This is a genomic window from Spiroplasma endosymbiont of Aspidapion aeneum (genome assembly GCF_964031045.1).
Lineage (GTDB): Bacteria > Bacillota_I > Bacilli_A > Mycoplasmatales > Mycoplasmataceae.
In genome coordinates, this window is the sequence record NZ_OZ034994.1 from 448818 (window position 1) to 468552 (window position 19735).

Sequence of the window (19735 nt, forward strand, 5' to 3'; positions counted from 1 at the left end):
TAAAAAAATTTTCTTAAATAATAAAAATAGATTATTATTAAATTTATAGAGTTGATTTAAAATAATAGATGTTTTTATGAAAAAACTATCATTAATTTATTTTGTATTTAAAATAAATTTCTTATTTTTTTACCTTTATTGAATATTTTTTAGTTAACTTATTAAAAAATAGAAGAACCTTTTATATAAAAAAAGTACAATATCTTACTCAAAAAATAGTTGGTAAAAGTAAATTTAAGTAAATGAAGTTAAACTATGTTGTAGATAATAAAAATATATTTCAAATAACTACCAAAAACTCTGTCAGATGTAAAATCATTAAAATATGTGGTGGATAAAAATTGACCATCTGCATATAATTAAATAGCAAATAAAATTACAAGTATATCTAAAGGACCGTTTCATCCCTACATATGATGAATTTAATGCTCTTTAAGCAAGTATATTATAAAAAAATTAATATCTGATTTGAGAAAATTTTAAAAAAAAATTCAAATTATTTAGTTATATTTCCTATAGAACGATTATTCTCTAATAGAATTTTTAATGAAAATAATCTAGAAAAAATATTTTAGATATTTTAATTGGTAAACTATGTATCTAAAGAATTATTTGTTAAATATAATCATTTAATTACTAGTCTTAATCACGATATATTATTTTAAATTTAAATTTAGTAAGCAATTTAATTAATTTTTCAATATCTTGTTTGGTATATTGAAAAATTAACCTATAATGATGATTTAAGTATTAATTGGTAACATCTTTTGATATAATAATGATAAAAGAAAATACGTGGAAGGAACATTCTTGTGGAAAATTCACTTAATATTGTTAAATATTTAAGATCAATAAACACTGATAAATTTAAAAGTCGAAAACTTATTAAAATTAATGGTTTAGAAATGTATGAGGGAGAATTTTGCTTATATAAAATATTATATTTGGCAAATATTTTTTATTATCTATTAAATAATAATTATTTAATCGATCCAATGAAGTGAAAAAAATGAAAAAATGGACCTGCTAATACTAAAATTAGAAAATATTTTAAATTGGTTGATAAGGACTATAATTTAGAAGATAAAATAAAATTTTTTTTAGATGCAATAAATAATTTTTTTATCGATGCCTCGTCAACCGAATTGTATGAAATCACTCATTGTGACCCTTCATATATCCAAGCAGAGGATAATCAAGAAATTGATATTGCAAAAAATATTAAATATTATAAAAAAGAGTACAAGGAAGCAATATCTTGCTTTAAACAAAAATTTAATGACATAGTTGCGTAAATTAATTTTACCAATGGATAGAAATGATTTTTCTAATATAGTTACTCCCACTTTAAAAATTATTTCTTAATTTTAAAATAGTAATTTTATATAACTTTTTATGCCATTTTATCAATATTGAATATATAATAAAATTAGTTATGTTGTTAATAAATATTATTATGCATTTATTTTTTTAAAAATAAGAAACAAAGAAATGGTGACTGCATGTTTAAAGAAGTAAAAAACAAAGTAAAACAAAAATGACCGTCAAGAATAAAAAATTCAATAAACGCTATTTTAATTATTGGGTGTCTTGATATTTTTTTAAGTTTTTTACTTTCTTTAGTTGGGGTTTATAATCCATTTAGTCTATCTTCTATTTATTTGTTAATATTTAACTTTTCTCTCATAATAGCTGGAATTTCATATGCTGCTTATTTTCTTTCAGAATTGATTTATAACTATAATTTAATCATTAGAAATGCAATTAGTAGAACACAAAAAATTAATAAATTACTAGTAATTAATGAAATTTCTTCATTTCTAAAAATCTATTTCTTTATAACATTTATATTTTACTTTTTAATCTTTAGAGACGCTTTTACCTTTATTAACCATAAACTTCTTTACAACGCTTATATTGTCTTTATTGTTCTTAGTACAATTGTATTTACAATGTCATTGATTATTTTAATTTTATTAATAGCGTATAATAACAAATTAAGAAAAAAATTAATTAAAAGAAAAGAATATTCTTTATTATCTATTTTAGAAAATAATGATCTTACACTTTTTAAATTTTTAGAAAATAAAATATCTTTTATTTATAAATATAAAACAATTGAAAATAATAAAAATAATAAACAACTACCAAGCTATTTCATTGAAATGGATGGCTTATTTAAATGTATAAAAAATACAAAAATAATAACAATCCAAAAAGGAAATATTTACCCTAGCTATTTATAGTAATTTTTTAATTGTACAATTTTATATTAAACAAAACTATAAATAGAATAGAGGTATATTTTATGAAAAAATTTTTAACATTATTTGGTTCATTAAGTCTTGCAATATCTGCATCATTGCCAGTGACTTCTTGTTCTTCTCCAAATAAAAGTAAAACTCCAACAAAACCAACCACCAACTTATTAATCCAAAATAATATCAAGGATTTCTTTTCTGCTAGAAAATTTCTCGCAAAACAATTCAATCTCAAACTAGATGAATTTACAATGACATGGACAAGTTCTCAAACTGTAAGATTGGTTCCAATGCCTGGAACCTCTCTAAGAAATACAATGACATCATTAGTCGATTATCGACTAGATAGTGGATATAATTCAATTTCAAAAAATGAGAGTTTGTCTACATTGAAAAATGAGTGTCCTTTAACAAAAGAAGAACTTAAAATACCATATATGTCTTCTTTAGAACATCCTCTGAACACCGCACCACCAACAGATAAGCAAACATTAGCTAATGATTATTTTAATGTTTTAAAATACATGTCAGGAAAAGAAATGGATGCAAATATTTATACATATAGTTATAAAAATGCATCTGATCAAAATAACCCCAACCTAAAAGGAATATTAACAGTTGTGAATAAAAATGACTCAACAGATACTGTTGATGTAAATGTAGAAAAAAATGCAATTCCAGTTGATAAATTCTTTGATTGTAATGATATATATAAGATTTATTTACCAGAAGCTATGACAAATATTACTAAAGATAATTTTTCATTATTAGGAGCAGGTGAAAGTGGACCATTTCAAGCATTTATGAATTACTATTTTGCGACAGGAAATTATGCTAATAATTTTTATGGTTATTATAAAGATGATATTGTTAATTTGTTCACTGTAATAATGATGCCTTTTGGTCCTGGTAATAACGGAATATCTATTAAAAAAACACTAGATAGTTCTGGCGAAGCGGGAGTTCTTAACTTTACACTTAAAAATAATAAAGATAATTATAGTAATGATTCTGGAATAATTAGTTCAGATGAAGATGGAAATATTTTTAATATAAATATTAATTTTACAACAGTTATGCCAGATACTGATGAATATGATTATTATGCAAGATATATTATTCAAAGAGATGCTAATGGAAAAGAACAAACTAATCTATGAGATACGTCATCAGGTGTTAATCTTAAGTATGGCCCAGTTAAGCATATCAAAGACTTAACAAGTGAAAAAGAAAGTAAAGACAAGTTCTCAAAAACAAATATTGGAAAAGACTATTTAACTGAATATGAATTTGATGAATTTAAATTAAAAAATCCTACAGAGAGTGATATAGATATTAAAAAAGAATTTGTAAATAAACTTAATAGTGTTACTGGTTCAAAATTGGATTTTGGTGTATTTCTTGACGACGAAATATCTTTAATAAAAGAGGATGATGGTTATTATTACCTTGCTCCAAAGTTTGGTTCAAGAGTGATGAGTATTATGCAAAAAAATGCTATGGTGAATAATTTTATTACAATAACACCATTAGTCCCTAAATTTCAGAACACCATTGGCTCATATGTTTTTAGGGTTAATGTACAAAATAACTAATAATAATTATCAATTTTATTATTTTAATTCTTATAGGTTAATTATAATAAATTACTATTATTTAAAAGAATGTAGTAGTAATTGATAATACATAAAAAAAGCAAGTAACATAAATATTAATCTGTATAATTTAGCATTATAGTCGGTGTACTAAATTGTTATGATCTGCGTGAATTATTATTTTCTCAGATCATTTTTTATTTAGCCTTTATTTTGTTGTAAATGCATATTGTTATTAAAAGCTATATATTTTTAATAAGTAATTAGATAACATTCTGAGATGTTAATATTGTAATAAAAAAATTTTCTTAAATAATAAAAATAGATTATTATTAAATTTATAGAGTTGATTTAAAATAATAGATGTTTTTATGAAAAAACTATCATTAATTTATTTTGTATTTAAAATAAATTTCTTATTTTTTTACCTTTATTGAATATTTTTTAGTTAACTTATTAAAAAATAGAAGAACCTTTTATATAAAAAAAGTACAATATCTTACTCAAAAAATAGTTGGTAAAAGTAAATTTAAGTAAATGAAGTTAAACTATGTTGTAGATAATAAAAATATATTTCAAATAACTACCAAAAACTCTGTCAGATGTAAAATCATTAAAATATGTGGTGGATAAAAATTGACCATCTGCATATAATTAAATAGCAAATAAAATTACAAGTATATCTAAAGGACCGTTTCATCCCTACATATGATGAATTTAATGCTCTTTAAGCAAGTATATTATAAAAAAATTAATATCTGATTTGAGAAAATTTTAAAAAAAAATTCAAATTATTTAGTTATATTTCCTATAGAACGATTATTCTCTAATAGAATTTTTAATGAAAATAATCTAGAAAAAATATTTTAGATATTTTAATTGGTAAACTATGTATCTAAAGAATTATTTGTTAAATATAATCATTTAATTACTAGTCTTAATCACGATATATTATTTTAAATTTAAATTTAGTAAGCAATTTAATTAATTTTTCAATATCTTGTTTGGTATATTGAAAAATTAACCTATAATGATGATTTAAGTATTAATTGGTAACATCTTTTGATATAATAATGATAAAAGAAAATACGTGGAAGGAACATTCTTGTGGAAAATTCACTTAATATTGTTAAATATTTAAGATCAATAAACACTGATAAATTTAAAAGTCGAAAACTTATTAAAATTAATGGTTTAGAAATGTATGAGGGAGAATTTTGCTTATATAAAATATTATATTTGGCAAATATTTTTTATTATCTATTAAATAATAATTATTTAATCGATCCAATGAAGTGAAAAAAATGAAAAAATGGACCTGCTAATACTAAAATTAGAAAATATTTTAAATTGGTTGATAAGGACTATAATTTAGAAGATAAAATAAAATTTTTTTTAGATGCAATAAATAATTTTTTTATCGATGCCTCGTCAACCGAATTGTATGAAATCACTCATTGTGACCCTTCATATATCCAAGCAGAGGATAATCAAGAAATTGATATTGCAAAAAATATTAAATATTATAAAAAAGAGTACAAGGAAGCAATATCTTGCTTTAAACAAAAATTTAATGACATAGTTGCGTAAATTAATTTTACCAATGGATAGAAATGATTTTTCTAATATAGTTACTCCCACTTTAAAAATTATTTCTTAATTTTAAAATAGTAATTTTATATAACTTTTTATGCCATTTTATCAATATTGAATATATAATAAAATTAGTTATGTTGTTAATAAATATTATTATGCATTTATTTTTTTAAAAATAAGAAACAAAGAAATGGTGACTGCATGTTTAAAGAAGTAAAAAACAAAGTAAAACAAAAATGACCGTCAAGAATAAAAAATTCAATAAACGCTATTTTAATTATTGGGTGTCTTGATATTTTTTTAAGTTTTTTACTTTCTTTAGTTGGGGTTTATAATCCATTTAGTCTATCTTCTATTTATTTGTTAATATTTAACTTTTCTCTCATAATAGCTGGAATTTCATATGCTGCTTATTTTCTTTCAGAATTGATTTATAACTATAATTTAATCATTAGAAATGCAATTAGTAGAACACAAAAAATTAATAAATTACTAGTAATTAATGAAATTTCTTCATTTCTAAAAATCTATTTCTTTATAACATTTATATTTTACTTTTTAATCTTTAGAGACGCTTTTACCTTTATTAACCATAAACTTCTTTACAACGCTTATATTGTCTTTATTGTTCTTAGTACAATTGTATTTACAATGTCATTGATTATTTTAATTTTATTAATAGCGTATAATAACAAATTAAGAAAAAAATTAATTAAAAGAAAAGAATATTCTTTATTATCTATTTTAGAAAATAATGATCTTACACTTTTTAAATTTTTAGACAATAAAATATCTTTTATTTATAAATATAAAACAATTGACAATAACAAAAATAATAAACAATTGCCAAACTATTTCATTGAAATGGATGGTTTATTTAAATGTATAAAAAATACAAAAATAATAACAATCCAAAAAGGAAATATTTACCCTATCTATTTATAGTAATTTTTTAATTGTACAATTTTATATTAAACAAAACTATAAATAGAATAGAGGTATATTTTATGAAAAAATTTTTAACATTATTTGGTTCATTAAGCCTTGCAATATCTGCATCATTGCCAGTGACTTCTTGTTCTTCTCCAAATAAAAGTAAAACTCCAACAAAACCCGGAACAGACCCTGAGTCTGGAAAAGCATATAGCAATCTATTAGTTGAAAATAATATCAAGGATTTCTTTTCTGCTAGAAAATTTCTTGCAAAAAAATTTAATCTTCAACTAGATGAATTTACAATGACTTGAACAAGTTCTCAAACTGTAAGACTGGTTCCAATGCCTGGAACCTCTCTAAGAAACACAATGACATCATTAGTCGATTATCGATTAGATAGTGGTTATAATTCAATTTCAAAAAATGACAGTTTGTCTACATTAAAAGACGAGTGTCCATTAACACAAGTGGAACTTAAAATACCATATATTGAATCTTTGGAAAAAAATGCAAAAACAGATATTGATAAACAAACATTAGCTGATGATTATTTTAATGTTTTAAAATACATGTCAGGAAAAGAAATGGATGCAAATATTTATACATATAGTTATAAAAATGCTTCTGATCTGTCCAATCCTAACCTAAAAGGAATATTAACAGTTGTGAATAAAAATGACTCAACAGATACTATTGATGTAAATGTAGAAAAAAATGCAATTCCAGTTGATGAATTCTTTGACTGCGACGATATATATAATATTTATTTACCAGAAGCTATGACAAATATTACTAAAGATGATTTTTCCGCCTTAGGAGGAGCTTCAACTACTGGGGGACCATTTCAAGCATATATGAATTATTATTTTGCAACAGGCAATTATGCAAATAATTTTTATGGTTATTATAAAGATGATATTGTTGATTTGTTTTCAGGAATAATGGGTCTTGGTGGTGATAATAGCGGAATATCTATTAAAAAAACACTAGATAGTTCTGGCAAAGCAGGAGTTCTTAATTTTACTCTTAAAAATATAGATAATTATAAAAATGATTCTGGATTAATTAGTTCAGATGGAGAAGGAAATATTTTTAATATAAATATTAATTTTACAACAGTTATGCCAGATACAGATGAATATGATTATTATGCAAGATATATTATTCAAAAAGATGCTAATGGAAAAGAACAAACTAATCTATGAGAAGTAAAGGAAAATACTTTGAATAATTTAGGTCATCCAGTTACAGGAATTAAAGACTTAACAAGTGATAAAAAAAGTAAAGATGCTTTTTCAAAAACAAATATTGGAAAAGACTATTTAACTGAATATGAATTTGATGACTTTAAATTAAAAAATTCTACTGAAAGTAATATAGATATTAAAAAAGAATTTGTAAATAAACTTAATAGTATTACTGGTTCAAAATTGGATTTTGGTGTATTTCTTGATGATGAAATATCTTTAATAAGCAACAATGATGGTTATTTATATCTTGCTCCAAAGTTTGGATCAAGAATTATGGATATTGTTCAAAGAGATGCCATGGTTAAAAATGTTACTATTTTTGGAATGGATATGACGGTCCCATTAGTTCCTCAATTCCAAAAAACTATTGGTTCATATGTATTTAGAATTGATGTACAAAATAACTAATAATAATTATCAATTTTATTATTTTAATTTCTTCAGGTTAATTATAATAAGGGGTACCAAAATTTTCTACCACAAAATTAATTACACAACCCTGTAGTAAAAAGTACTTGACAAATAGCACAACAAAATGTTAATATATATATGTAAGTCGTAGGTGATTAGTAAATCTTAACTGTAGTGTAACTGCAGATTCCCTACGCCAAGAAAAAAGGTAGTTTTCTACCTTTTTTTGATTTTTTTTGATATAATAATTTCTATGGATATAAAAGAAGTTTATATATTTTTAGATGAGAGTGGTAACCCTATGAAAAGTTCATTTTTTACGGTTGGGGGAATTATTATTGATGCATTAATTAACAGAAAAAATATTGGTAGAAATATTAAGAAAATTGAAAATACTATAATGAAAAAATATCCTAACAATAATGAATGCAAATGAAGTATTCTTGAATCTTTAGAGGAAAGAAAATATATTTTTGAAAATATAATAAATTTTGGTCAAGTTAATATATCAATAACAGCTGACCAAAAAAAGTATAGAAAAATTAAAAATAATCAAAATAGTCCAATATCTTGTAATCTATACTTTAATTATCTTGTAAAAATTTTACTTAGCAATTACATTGGATTTAATGACAATAGAAATATCAAATTTTATATTATGTGTGATAATAGAGGTATATCAGATAAAGGTCTCAAAAGCCTTGAAGACTACTTAAATGTTGAAATAAAAACAAATCTCAATTTTAAGGGCGAATATAATTTTATTGTAAAATATAAAAAATCACACGACCAGCCACTTATTAGGTATGCTGATTATTATAGTGGAATGATTAATTCTTTATTCAAATATCAATCTAGAAATTATGATCGGTGAGACGAAGGTATAGACGATGTTTTTAAAATTATCTCAAAAAAAGTAGATTTTAAGTGTTATACTTTTTATGCTGAAGTCCCAGATGTAATAAGAAGGCAAAATTTTAGCTATAAATAAAGTGTTTTATAATACTAATTTTTATTAGTATACTCGGTTTACCTCTTTCCAACAAATTGTATAAAATAGCACTAAATAAGCACATTATTGTTTTTTTTTTTAAAATTCTCTCTTTATAGGGTATAATAAATGTATATATTTGACACAAAAAGTCTAAAAAAATATAAAAGAATTTATAATAAGGAGGAAATAATATGAAAAAATTATTGTCATTATTGTGTTTAATTAGTTTACCATTTTCATCATCAATGTCAATAACCTCATGTTTTGGAACATCATCACCAAAAAAAGACAAATCTGTTTTAGATGGGGAGGTTAATTTTGAGCATAGTGAATACAATATTGTAAAAGGGGCTGCTGCTAGTGTTGTTGTCACAAACTTTAGTAAGTTAAGTGCTGATGGTTTTACAAAAGCATGTAGTATTTATAGTGACGATGATAGTGTTGCACAATATATAAATTTGAACAAAGATGGTATTCAAAATTATCAAACAATTCAAATTTCTGGAATTAAGGCTGGTCATACAAAAGTATCAGTTAGTTTTACAAATGTTAATGATCTTGTTATAAAGAAAGGAAGCTTTGATGTAAATGTTGTTGATTTTTCTACATACCAACCAAAAATAGATACTAAACCAATATCTATAGATTTATCCGATTCAGATTCTGATGTAGAAGTAGGTAGTCTTCCAAATTATGATGATTTTAAAAAATTCAATTTTACAGACTTTACTGTCTCATTAACAAAAAAAGATGGAGATAATAATGTTGATCCAAATAATTTTTTAACAGGTGGATATCTTGATGGTAATGGGGATATTTATTTTAAAATTGATTATTCTAATTTTAAACCAAAAACAACAAAAGAATCCATAAAAATTGCTGCCGCTAATATTGTATTAAAGAATACTGCTGCTAAATATGTTTCAAATGCCTTTCCTTTAAAATTTAGCGATGTTAAGCTTAATAAGCAAATAATTATAGACCCTCCAGCCAATACTCCAATTGATTTGAAAAATAGCGTTGATCTAGGTTTATCATTTGGAGATGGCCAAAAATTTAGTGCAGATGACATAAAAAAATATTCTCCTAAGATAGGGGTAACCTTTTCTGGATCTGGAGGAAATGAGTTTAAATTCACTTCCCAAATAAATGAAAATAATGATAAACCAAACCTTCATATCGAGTTTATACCCCCAAAAAATAGTTATGGGGAAGGGAAAATAGATGTCAGCATTATTTTCACAGCGAATGCTTTTACATATTCAGGTTTTCTATCAGTTAAATATAAATCCTATAATGTTCAACCCTCAGGATTTACTCATATATACACAGAAAATGGTTATACTAGTGTATATTCAGATAAAAAATTTAATGATTGAAATGAAAGTAATCCAATTGATAATAACGTTAAAGTGACTTCATCAGCTGATTTAGCTGAATTAAAAAAAGATGGTTTTTCATATAAAGATACTATAGTTTTTGATTCATCATCTAATGCTTCTGAATGGGCAAAAGTTGAAAAATTGGATTTAACAAAAGAAACTGATGTGGAAACATTCAAAAACTATGATGCACAAAAAACTATAGATAATATTACAAAATTTACAATTAATGATATTTCATTTGATAGTGACAATAATCTACATTTAAACATTAAAGCCTTATCAAAGCAAATTGATGATGGTGGAGTAATTTATCTCGTTTCAAGGTTTACAAATTCTTTAGGAAATTATTGTGCAGCTTCTGCAACATTTTCATATGCACAATCAAAACCTGTACATAAGAATTTAATAATAACTCCTGGAAAAATTGATGGCCAAAATAATACTGGTGAAACATTTTCAAATTCTATTCACTTAAATAATGACAGTTCTGAACAATTTTCCGATTCATACCAAGTTCAATCTGCAAATGATACAAATGTTGATTTATCAAATATTTCTGTAACCAGTTCTGCTCCAACAATTATAAGTGTAGAACAATCATTAGAACAAAAAAATGGTAAGTGGTATATAAAAATGCGTCTTATTGGTCAAAAATCTACTGATGTTGCAAGTGGAAAAGTAACAATTTCTCTTAATGATGGAAGTGGAGCTGGAAGCACAAATGTTGATATTTTTTATGGAACATTTATTGGTGCTGATGCAAGCGTAGGAGACTATTCAATAAATAATCAAAAAACACAAGGATCTGCTAATTACTATGTAGCATCATCTGCATCAAGTAGAGCTGTATCTATATCATATTCTGCAAGTTATGGAGTTCAGAATGCTCCTAATTTAGAATTTGCAGATAAATATTCATATTCTGGTTCTAATTCACCATTTGTTTTTAAAGATAAATCAAATGAGCTTGGAAATGTTACTTTTGATGGAAATGTTAATGTAACTGGGAGAGGTGTAATTTCTGTAACATATGATAACATCATTAGTGGAAAAATATTATTCAACGGAGATATTAATTACACTGGTATAAATGATAACAATGCAGAATCATGTGGTGTTATAAGTGAATATTATACATCTAATTCTGGAATTAAAAATTCAACCAGAATTGCTGTTGATGAGGGAGTTCAAATTAAAGGAAATGTAAATATTATCCCATCTTCAAATATGGGTGCTGGGATTGGATTTATCAATACAATTAAGTCGGGTGCTATTGGCCAAGTTAATGCTGAGAAAAATGTAATAATTGATGCAACTAATGTGAAACTTACAACAAGCGAAGTTATTTATGCTGGTATAATCTATTCAAATAGTAATTGTAAAGACAATGATTATAACATTCAAAGTCTTGCTGGTTTGGATATAAAAGGAGATGCTAAAATTAATGGTACATGAGAAACGCTAAATGGTTATATGGAACAACACGCAATAATTTACAATATTGACGAATTTTATGCCCCTAAATCAAAACTTCAATTTGAAGGAAATACGGGTCTTTTCCGAGATGATGCTCCGATTGACGGTATTCTTTATTCAGAATATAACACATCAGATAAATCAAGTATTTTTGCAATTGGAGAAATAGATATTAATAATCTTCCACCTGATAAATATGGAAATATAAGTGCTATGTATATACTCGCGGTAGTGGCGTCAGGTTCTGGGTATGTTCAAAATTTTAATATCAAGGCTAATGGTAAACAAGCTAATATTGATGGTGGTGTATTTTCATATGAACATGTATATAGATATCAGGACCTAAAATAACCAACTAAATTTAAAATATAAGTTATTTGTACACATTCTTTGTAAGATAGTATATATAATATATTTTTTTATAAATTTAATGTCATTTCTATAAAGAAATGACATTTTATTTTTTTAATTAACCTAACAAGTATAGACCATAATGTTTGCCTATTATTTTTTTACAATTATAAACACCAAGAATATCTCAAATCTTTTTAAAATATTTCAAAATTTATTTTTGTGATTAATATTTAAATTAGTATTTACAAGTGAAAAAATATTTATCCTTAACACTCTCTTAGACAGTTCCAAATAAGAAAAGCAAATTTGTTTTGTTTTTAATGTTCCTTAACAAAACTCAAATTATTGTGTTATTATAATAATAAGAAAGTATTATTTTGTAATTTATTATATTCATTTATGTTCTTAACAATGATAAAATGTAAAACTATATATTTTTTATTTAACTGAGAAGAAAAATAATATAGAAAAAAATCATAAAATATGATATAATATATATAATGATAAATAGGGGATCTTAAGTATGATTTATCCATTAAAAAATGTTTTCCTTAACGAAATTAAAAACGAAATTAAAATTTTTACAAAAAATGAAACATATATTAATAGTAATGACCCTTTGGGGATTTTAATTCATGATATTTTTCAAGTAGCAGCACACACACGCTATGGTATAAAATCTAATGAAGTTGATAATCGAATCTATGAAACTATAAATAGATCATTGAGATATTTAGAGAATATGGTTGTAGAATTGGCAATCAAATATGAAGCAGTAATTTTAGAACATCACAAACAAGAAATAGACCCACAAAAATTTATTGACTACACTCAATCAGAAGCCGAGGAGTTAAGCTTTCAATTATACCCTAGAGACCAAATTAAAATATTAAGAAATTTTCATATTTACTATTTAACTTATGTTAAAGCGTCTAATTCTTTAGTTAAGGCTAGAATTAATAAATCACATGCAGATCTTCGAAAAATTGTTAAAGACCAACAATTAAGGGGTGACCCAACATATATATATGACAATCAAGATAGAAACAAAGAACCAGAAGATTAATGTAAATATCAAAAAAGATTGCTATTTAAATTTGGCAATCTTTTTTTGTTATTTTTTAACTATTTATCATTTCAAAAATTATAGTAATTATTGCTCCCATGATTGTTAAATTTTTATTATTATTTAAATTGCAGCTTATTTATTATAAAGATTTATGATTTACAATAAAAATATAAAACTTTAAAAAACTTTAAAATAAATAATAAAATAGTTGAAAAAACTTTAAAACATAGTAAAATAACATTAAGGGGGAAAATATGTTAAAAGAAGAGAGAAGAGAAATTATTATATCAATTGTAAATAAAAATGGTTTTGTTGACAATCGAAAACTAGCAGAAATCACAAATTCTACAATTCAAACAATTATTGCAGATGTAAGAGAATTAAGCGATGAAGGCTCTGTTATTAAAGTTTATGGAGGGGCAAAATCAATAAATGCAATCAATCACTATCAATTAAAAGAATCATTTGATGAGGAAAAAGCTAAAATAAATATTGAAGCAAAGAACTTAATAGGAAAAAAAGCAACAAATATTATAAATGAAGGTGACTTGATATTTATAGATACAGGAACAACAACAAAAAAGATGATTAGTTATCTTTCAAATAGAAATGTAAATGTTGTTACAAATGGATATTCAATAGCTCTTGAACTAATGGAACAAGATATTGACGTTTGTATAATTGGGGGAACAATTCTCCCATCAACACATGCAACAGTTGGTGAACTATCATTAAAATTTATTGACCATTTTTATTTTGATAAAGTATTTATTGGAATGAACAATATAGATGAAAATAGTTACTATACAACAAATATTCAAGAAGCATTAATTAAAGAAAGAGTAATTAAAAACTCTAATAAAGCTTTTATTCTGGCTGACTCTTCTAAATTTAACTCTAAAAATAAAATAAAAGTTGATATTCAAAAAAAAGTTACATTAATCTCTGATAAAACCCCCCATAATTTTAAAGGAGAAGTAATAATTTGTAACAAATAATATCTGAGAGGTGGAAAATGAATAAGGATAATAAAATTGAACAATTAATAAATAATATTCTCATAAAAATAGGTGGTAAAAATAATGTCAAAGATGTTTACCATTGTGCAACAAGAATGAGAATAACACTAATTGACAATAGCATAGTAAATTTAATCCAATTAAAAGAAATTGATGGTGTTCAAGGAGCACTATGGTCTAGTGGTGAATTGCAGGTTATCATTGGTCCAAAAGTCTCTAAAGTAACAGCTATGTTTAAGGAAAAAGTATCACATAAATTAACTGATTTTAAAACTATAAATATTATTGAACAAAAAAATGTTAATTATAGTAAAAGAGTAATAAAAGCAATTTCGGCAATATTTGGCCCACTATTACCATTTCTTATTGGTGTTGGACTTATTATGGCATTACAACAAATATTAATAAGAACAAATATTGCCCACGACCCAACAAAGGATGGGTATGTATTGGGAAGAGACTATAATATATTTGATGAGATCTTAAATGTTATAGCAACAACAGGATTTAAAATGATGGGTGTAATTGCTATTTGGTCTACAGTTAGATATTTAGGTGGAAAACAAGAAATAGCAATCGCCCTTGGATTACTAATGATATCCCCAATTCTTATTCCAGACGGAGTTAAACTTCTTACTATAGAGTCTTGAGATATTATGATTAAACCATTTTATTCAACAATTTTAGCCTTTATTGCAATGGGAATTTTATTAGCTTATGGTCAAAAATTAATGGAAAAATATTTTAATCCTGTTGCAAATTTCATTCTAAATCCATTTCTATCATTATTTATTGGAGGAATATTAGCGTTTTTTATTATTGGTCCTTTAATGAATATTGCTGAAAACGGAATGTTAAATCTTTTTAATAAATTTATGACATTACCATTTGGAATTGGTGAATTAATCGTTGGTTTAACATGACAACCATTAGTTGTTTTAGGAGTCCATAATATATTATTCTTTGCAGCGGTCACTGATTTAACTACAACATTACACAAATCATTATTTTTAGCAGCTGCATTTGCAGCTGCATGAGCACAAATGGGAGCTTCAATTGCTGTTGGTCTAAAAAGCAAAAGATGGGTTGATAAATCAGTAGCGTTTTCTGCTGCCTTACCCGGAATTATTTCCGGACCAACTGAATCTTGTATTTATGGAGTTAACCTACCAAGATTTACTCCTTTTATTACAGGAACATTAGCTGGAGGTATTGGTGGTTGATCAATTGGAATATTTAATGTCGGATTAAACAATCTTGCTGGGTTAGGGGGAATTGTTGGATTTCTAGCTTACAATGATGACCTATTAAAAGCAATAATTATCGATAGTATATCTTTTGGTTTGGGTATAGCTATTACATTTATTATTTGATCTGATATTAAAAAAATTGATAGCATTTTAAATAAAACAATAAAATGAGCCACTAAAACAGAATATTTAAATAAAAAAACTGATTATAAATCTTTAGAATTTATTAATGTTTATAAAGACAAAAAAATAGATGATATATCAAAAGCAGAAATTTTATTATTATTAAGTGAGGATTTAAATATTGATACTAGCTTAGAAAAATCAATATTGCAAGTAATACAAAATATCAAAAATGGTAATTATAATATGATATTATTTAACAAGGTTAAAAAAGAATTAAAAAATCACCAAACTCAAAGACAAACAGATTTAAATAACTTGTACAAAGAAATAAAAAACACAATTAAAGAAACTAAGGTTATTAACAATGAAATAAATAATTATCGAAAATATAGTATTAAAAAAGATAATCTTGCCTACAGGTTAAAAAAAACAGAACCACTAATTAATAATAGTTTAAACATTTATAGTATTGAGACATTAATAAGTAATGATATTAATATTAAAAATGAAAGTAAACTTGCAAAATTAAATTTACTTTTAAAAAAATATCATAGTTATGATGAAAAGATTTCGACACTAAAAAATGAGTTAAATCTTAAAACTAATAAGTGGTATAATATTATAAATGATAAAATCATAAAAATTGAAAAAATAAAAAACACAGAATTGCCAATATTAAGAAATAAAATATATAACAGTGTACATAATTTTGAAATCGAGGAAAGATTAGTAAATGCAAAATAATAGTTATTTAAGATAGGAATCACAAGAATGAGTAAGAAAGTATATACAGTTTCACTAAGCCCTGCAATTGATTATATAATTAAAGTTGATAACTTAGTTAAAGGAAAGACAAATAGACCTTTTGAGACAGATATTTATCCAGCCGGTAAAGGTATTCACGTTTCTATGATGTTAAACAACCTAGGTATAAAAAATAAAGCTATAATATTTTCATCAGGAGAGTTTGAAAATTTCTTTTATTCTGGATTAAAAAAAATTAATGTAAACTATAAAAAATTTGAGGCAGTTTCTAATATTAGAATAAACGTAAAATTAATCGACAAAGATCAAACAGAGTTTAGTGCTCAAACTTCACAAATTAAGCCAAGACAGTTAAATTTGATGAAGGAATATTTTGGTAAGGAATTAGTAGAAGGAGATATTGTTGTATTTTCTGGAAGTATTCCAAAAAATACAAGTGAAACTATTTATGGAGAATTAGTGGAACTTGTAACTAAAAAACAGTGTTTATCTGTTGTTGATAGTTTTGGGGTACCACTTTTAAAGGCGATTGACCAAAAACCATTTTTAATCAAACCAAATATCGAAGAGTTATCTCTCACATATAATAAAAAATTAGGCAATTTTAATGATTTAAGAGACTTAATTTTAAAGATTATTTGCACTGGTGTAGAAAATGTCCTAGTGTCTATGGGAAAGGACGGAGCTGCACTATTTACAAAAGAAAGGATCTATAAATGTTCAATTCCTACTGTTGGACTTGAACTTGTAAATGCTGCTGGTGCTGGAGATAGCATGGTTGCTGGCTTTATTTATAAATATTTAGAAACAAATAACCCCTTAGAATCATTAAAATTTTCAATCATAACTGGTTGTGCAACCGCTTTTTCCAATAGAATAGCCGATATTGAAATGATTAATGAAATTCTAAAATATGAAAAAACAATTAATGTTGAATCTTTAAATTGATAGGAAACCTCCATCAACTAACCACATATTTTAATGTTTTTATTGCTATTAAATGTTAAATTTTTAATACATTTTTACCATATTTTACCAAACTAAACTTCAAATTGATATATAATTATATGGGTTGACTTTAAAGTTTCAACCGCACTTGTATATGTAACTAAGTGTTTTTTTAAATAAAAAAACCACATATAAGGCGAGTAATATTCTGAAGGAGAAAAAATGTTTGCTATATTTAAAACAGGTGGTAAACAACTAAAAGCATCTATTGGTGATCGATTATATATTGAAAAAATCGACGCAGAAGATGGTGATACTTATGTTTTTTCAGAGGTTTTAATGATTGATGGTAAAATCGGCACACCATTATTAAGTGGTGCTGGAGTTAAGGCAACAGTTATTAAAAACGGAAAAGATAAAAAGTTAAAAGTTGTTAGATACCATCCAAAGAAAAATGTTAATAAAGTATATGGTCATAGACAACCCTATACATTAGTAGAGGTAACTGAAATTGTTGAGACTGGTGTTACTAAAGATGGTGTAATTAAAAAAGCTTCTAAAAAAGCTATTGCCACAATTAACGATAAGGATACTAATGAGAAAGTATCAGTTTCAAAAACTGTAGTTGATAAGAAAATTTCACCACCAAGTGATGAAAAAATAAAAGCTATCAAAGAAACAACTACAGCTGAAAAACAAATTAATACACAAAATAAACCAGAAACAAATGATAATAATTAGTTATCAGAGTTGGTAAAGGTTTAAAATGATAAAAATTGAATTTATAAAGAAAAATAATTATTATCAAGAACTTAAAATTAATGGCCATGCCTTATTTGATGAACATGGCAAAGATATTGTATGCGCTGGTATATCTTCAATAATTTTTGGAGGGCTAAATGCATTTGATATCTTAATAAAAGATGCGAAAATAAATATTAACAATAAAGATAATGAAATAGAAATATATATAAATAAGCCAAATGATAGTAGTGATTTATTGTTTAATTTTTTAAATATTCAATTAAAAACTATTAGAGACAGTTATCCAAAACATATAGAAATAAAGGGGGTGTAGCTGTATGAAATTTATATTAAATTTACAATTCTTTGCTTCTAAAAAAGGGGTTGGGTCTACAAGAAATGGACGTGACTCTGAATCAAAAAGATTAGGGGCAAAAAAGGCAGATGGACAATTCGCAAATGCTGGGTCAATTATTTTTAGACAAAGAGGTACTAAAATTCACCCTGGTAAAAATGTTGGTAGAGGTGGAGATGACACGCTATTTGCCTTAGTTTCTGGAACTGTAAAATTCCAAAAATTTGGGCATAAAAAAACTAGAGCTGTTGTTATTCCAGTAGAAGCGTAGTTAAAACTCGAATGTAGACAAGAAAATCCTTGTCTACATTTTTTTTGATCATATTTCCTTGATAGTAAAAGTTTGCTTTTATTTTCAACATATATTTAATTATCTTTGTATAGCAAGATAATTTTTTAGTGGGCAATAACAATGTTAAAATATTTTTCAAATAAATGCCAAATTAGACCTAGAAATACAATTTAATCTTTTTTCAATTTTTTCTTTTTGTTGAATATTAATCACAATACTATCAATAGCGACCCTGAACATATCATTAAACACGGGGCGATAATAATATATAGCATTAGAAAAAATACTAACTGACTCATTGTGTAATCTTGAATTTTAATATACAATGAAATACTCCAAATAGAGAATGCTAAGCTTATAAAGAACATTAATCAATAGGAAATAACATTAATTATCATATAATTAATATTTGTCAAAATCAAAAGAATTATAATTCCACAAAAAAGAACACAAGCAACTGCAAAAATTTCTTCTCCCGTAGTTTTTATCTTATTAATCTGATCTCCTGAAAATGATTTAAGTCACTTTCCAATTTCTAACTGAAAACTGATTAATGGTATTTGAATATCCGTATTATAATACTTTTCAAAACTTATAGCTCCAGATACTGCTAATGTTGAAAAAATCATTAACAATAATGTATCAATGATTACAATTATTGAACCAATTAGAATTATAATATCACCAATTTTTTTAATTTTACTATTCATATGATTTTATTTTATATTAAAATCATTTCAAAAGTAGATATTTTTACTATAACTATGAAAGAATGTAGGTATATAACAATTATAGTTATTTATTTAAACTTTTACATTTTGAAGTATCGCTGTTCTTTTTTTATATTAATCAACATTTTTTATGAAAAGTTACATATCCATCTAATAAAAGTGTATTATATATTTGTAA

At 24.7% G+C, this 19735-nt stretch carries 15 protein-coding genes and 1 pseudogene; 15 read left to right on the top strand and 1 reads right to left on the bottom strand.

Going from position 1 to position 19735, the window contains the following annotated elements; translation table 4 throughout:
* Positions 1-812: 812 nt before the first annotated feature.
* From AAHM97_RS02110 to rpmA, 15 genes and pseudogenes are all read left to right on the top strand, one after another.
* Positions 813-1295 (top strand): hypothetical protein, encoded by a 483-nt coding sequence (locus AAHM97_RS02110; protein WP_342269307.1) that lies wholly within the window; start codon positions 813-815, stop codon positions 1293-1295.
* Positions 1296-1502: 207 nt separating this feature from the next.
* On the top strand, positions 1503-2246 hold the full coding sequence (locus AAHM97_RS02115) for a hypothetical protein (protein ID WP_342269308.1): 744 nt from the start codon (positions 1503-1505) through the stop codon (positions 2244-2246).
* A 62-nt stretch (positions 2247-2308) separates the two neighbouring features.
* A complete protein-coding gene (locus AAHM97_RS02120; protein ID WP_342269306.1) occupies positions 2309-3856 on the top strand; it encodes a hypothetical protein in 1548 nt (515 codons plus the stop codon).
* 1107 nt (positions 3857-4963) lie between these two features.
* Entirely contained in the window at positions 4964-5446 is a 483-nt protein-coding gene (locus tag AAHM97_RS02125) for a hypothetical protein (RefSeq protein ID WP_342269307.1), read from the top strand.
* Between the two features lie 207 nt (positions 5447-5653).
* The gene (locus AAHM97_RS02130; RefSeq protein ID WP_342269309.1) at positions 5654-6397 is read left to right on the top strand and encodes a hypothetical protein; all 744 of its coding nucleotides are present in this window, start codon (positions 5654-5656) and stop codon (positions 6395-6397) included.
* 62 nt (positions 6398-6459) lie between these two features.
* Positions 6460-8046 carry a hypothetical protein gene (locus AAHM97_RS02135; RefSeq protein WP_342269310.1) on the top strand — a complete coding sequence of 529 codons (1587 nt, stop codon included), beginning with the start codon at positions 6460-6462 and terminating at the stop codon, positions 8044-8046.
* Between the two features lie 256 nt (positions 8047-8302).
* Positions 8303-9040, top strand: a complete 738-nt coding sequence (locus tag AAHM97_RS02140; RefSeq protein WP_342269438.1) for a DUF3800 domain-containing protein — start codon at positions 8303-8305, stop codon at positions 9038-9040.
* A 194-nt stretch (positions 9041-9234) separates the two neighbouring features.
* Positions 9235-12255: a hypothetical protein gene (locus tag AAHM97_RS02145; protein ID WP_342269311.1), complete on the top strand. Its 3021-nt coding sequence runs from the start codon at positions 9235-9237 to the stop codon at positions 12253-12255.
* 526 nt (positions 12256-12781) lie between these two features.
* Positions 12782-13324, top strand: a complete 543-nt coding sequence (locus AAHM97_RS02150; RefSeq protein WP_342269312.1) for a hypothetical protein — start codon at positions 12782-12784, stop codon at positions 13322-13324.
* Between the two features lie 257 nt (positions 13325-13581).
* A complete protein-coding gene (locus AAHM97_RS02155) occupies positions 13582-14325 on the top strand; it encodes a DeoR/GlpR family DNA-binding transcription regulator (RefSeq protein ID WP_342269313.1) in 744 nt (247 codons plus the stop codon).
* A gap of 17 nt (positions 14326-14342) precedes the next feature.
* A complete protein-coding gene (locus AAHM97_RS02160; RefSeq protein ID WP_342269314.1) occupies positions 14343-16466 on the top strand; it encodes a PTS transporter subunit EIIB in 2124 nt (707 codons plus the stop codon).
* Between the two features lie 27 nt (positions 16467-16493).
* Complete coding sequence (locus AAHM97_RS02165) at positions 16494-17438, top strand: 1-phosphofructokinase family hexose kinase (protein ID WP_342269315.1); 945 nt, start codon at positions 16494-16496, stop codon at positions 17436-17438.
* Between the two features lie 219 nt (positions 17439-17657).
* Positions 17658-17948: pseudogene (gene rplU, locus AAHM97_RS05340) on the top strand (50S ribosomal protein L21); the annotation flags it as partial.
* Between the two features lie 253 nt (positions 17949-18201).
* The gene (locus tag AAHM97_RS02175; protein ID WP_342269317.1) at positions 18202-18513 is read left to right on the top strand and encodes a ribosomal-processing cysteine protease Prp; all 312 of its coding nucleotides are present in this window, start codon (positions 18202-18204) and stop codon (positions 18511-18513) included.
* A 4-nt stretch (positions 18514-18517) separates the two neighbouring features.
* On the top strand, positions 18518-18805 hold the full coding sequence (rpmA, locus tag AAHM97_RS02180) for a 50S ribosomal protein L27 (protein WP_342269318.1): 288 nt from the start codon (positions 18518-18520) through the stop codon (positions 18803-18805).
* Between the two features lie 191 nt (positions 18806-18996).
* Here rpmA and AAHM97_RS02185 read toward each other — a convergent pair whose 3' ends face one another.
* Positions 18997-19536 carry a hypothetical protein gene (locus AAHM97_RS02185; RefSeq protein WP_342269319.1) on the bottom strand — a complete coding sequence of 180 codons (540 nt, stop codon included), beginning with the start codon at positions 19534-19536 and terminating at the stop codon, positions 18997-18999.
* Positions 19537-19735 lie beyond the last annotated feature (199 nt).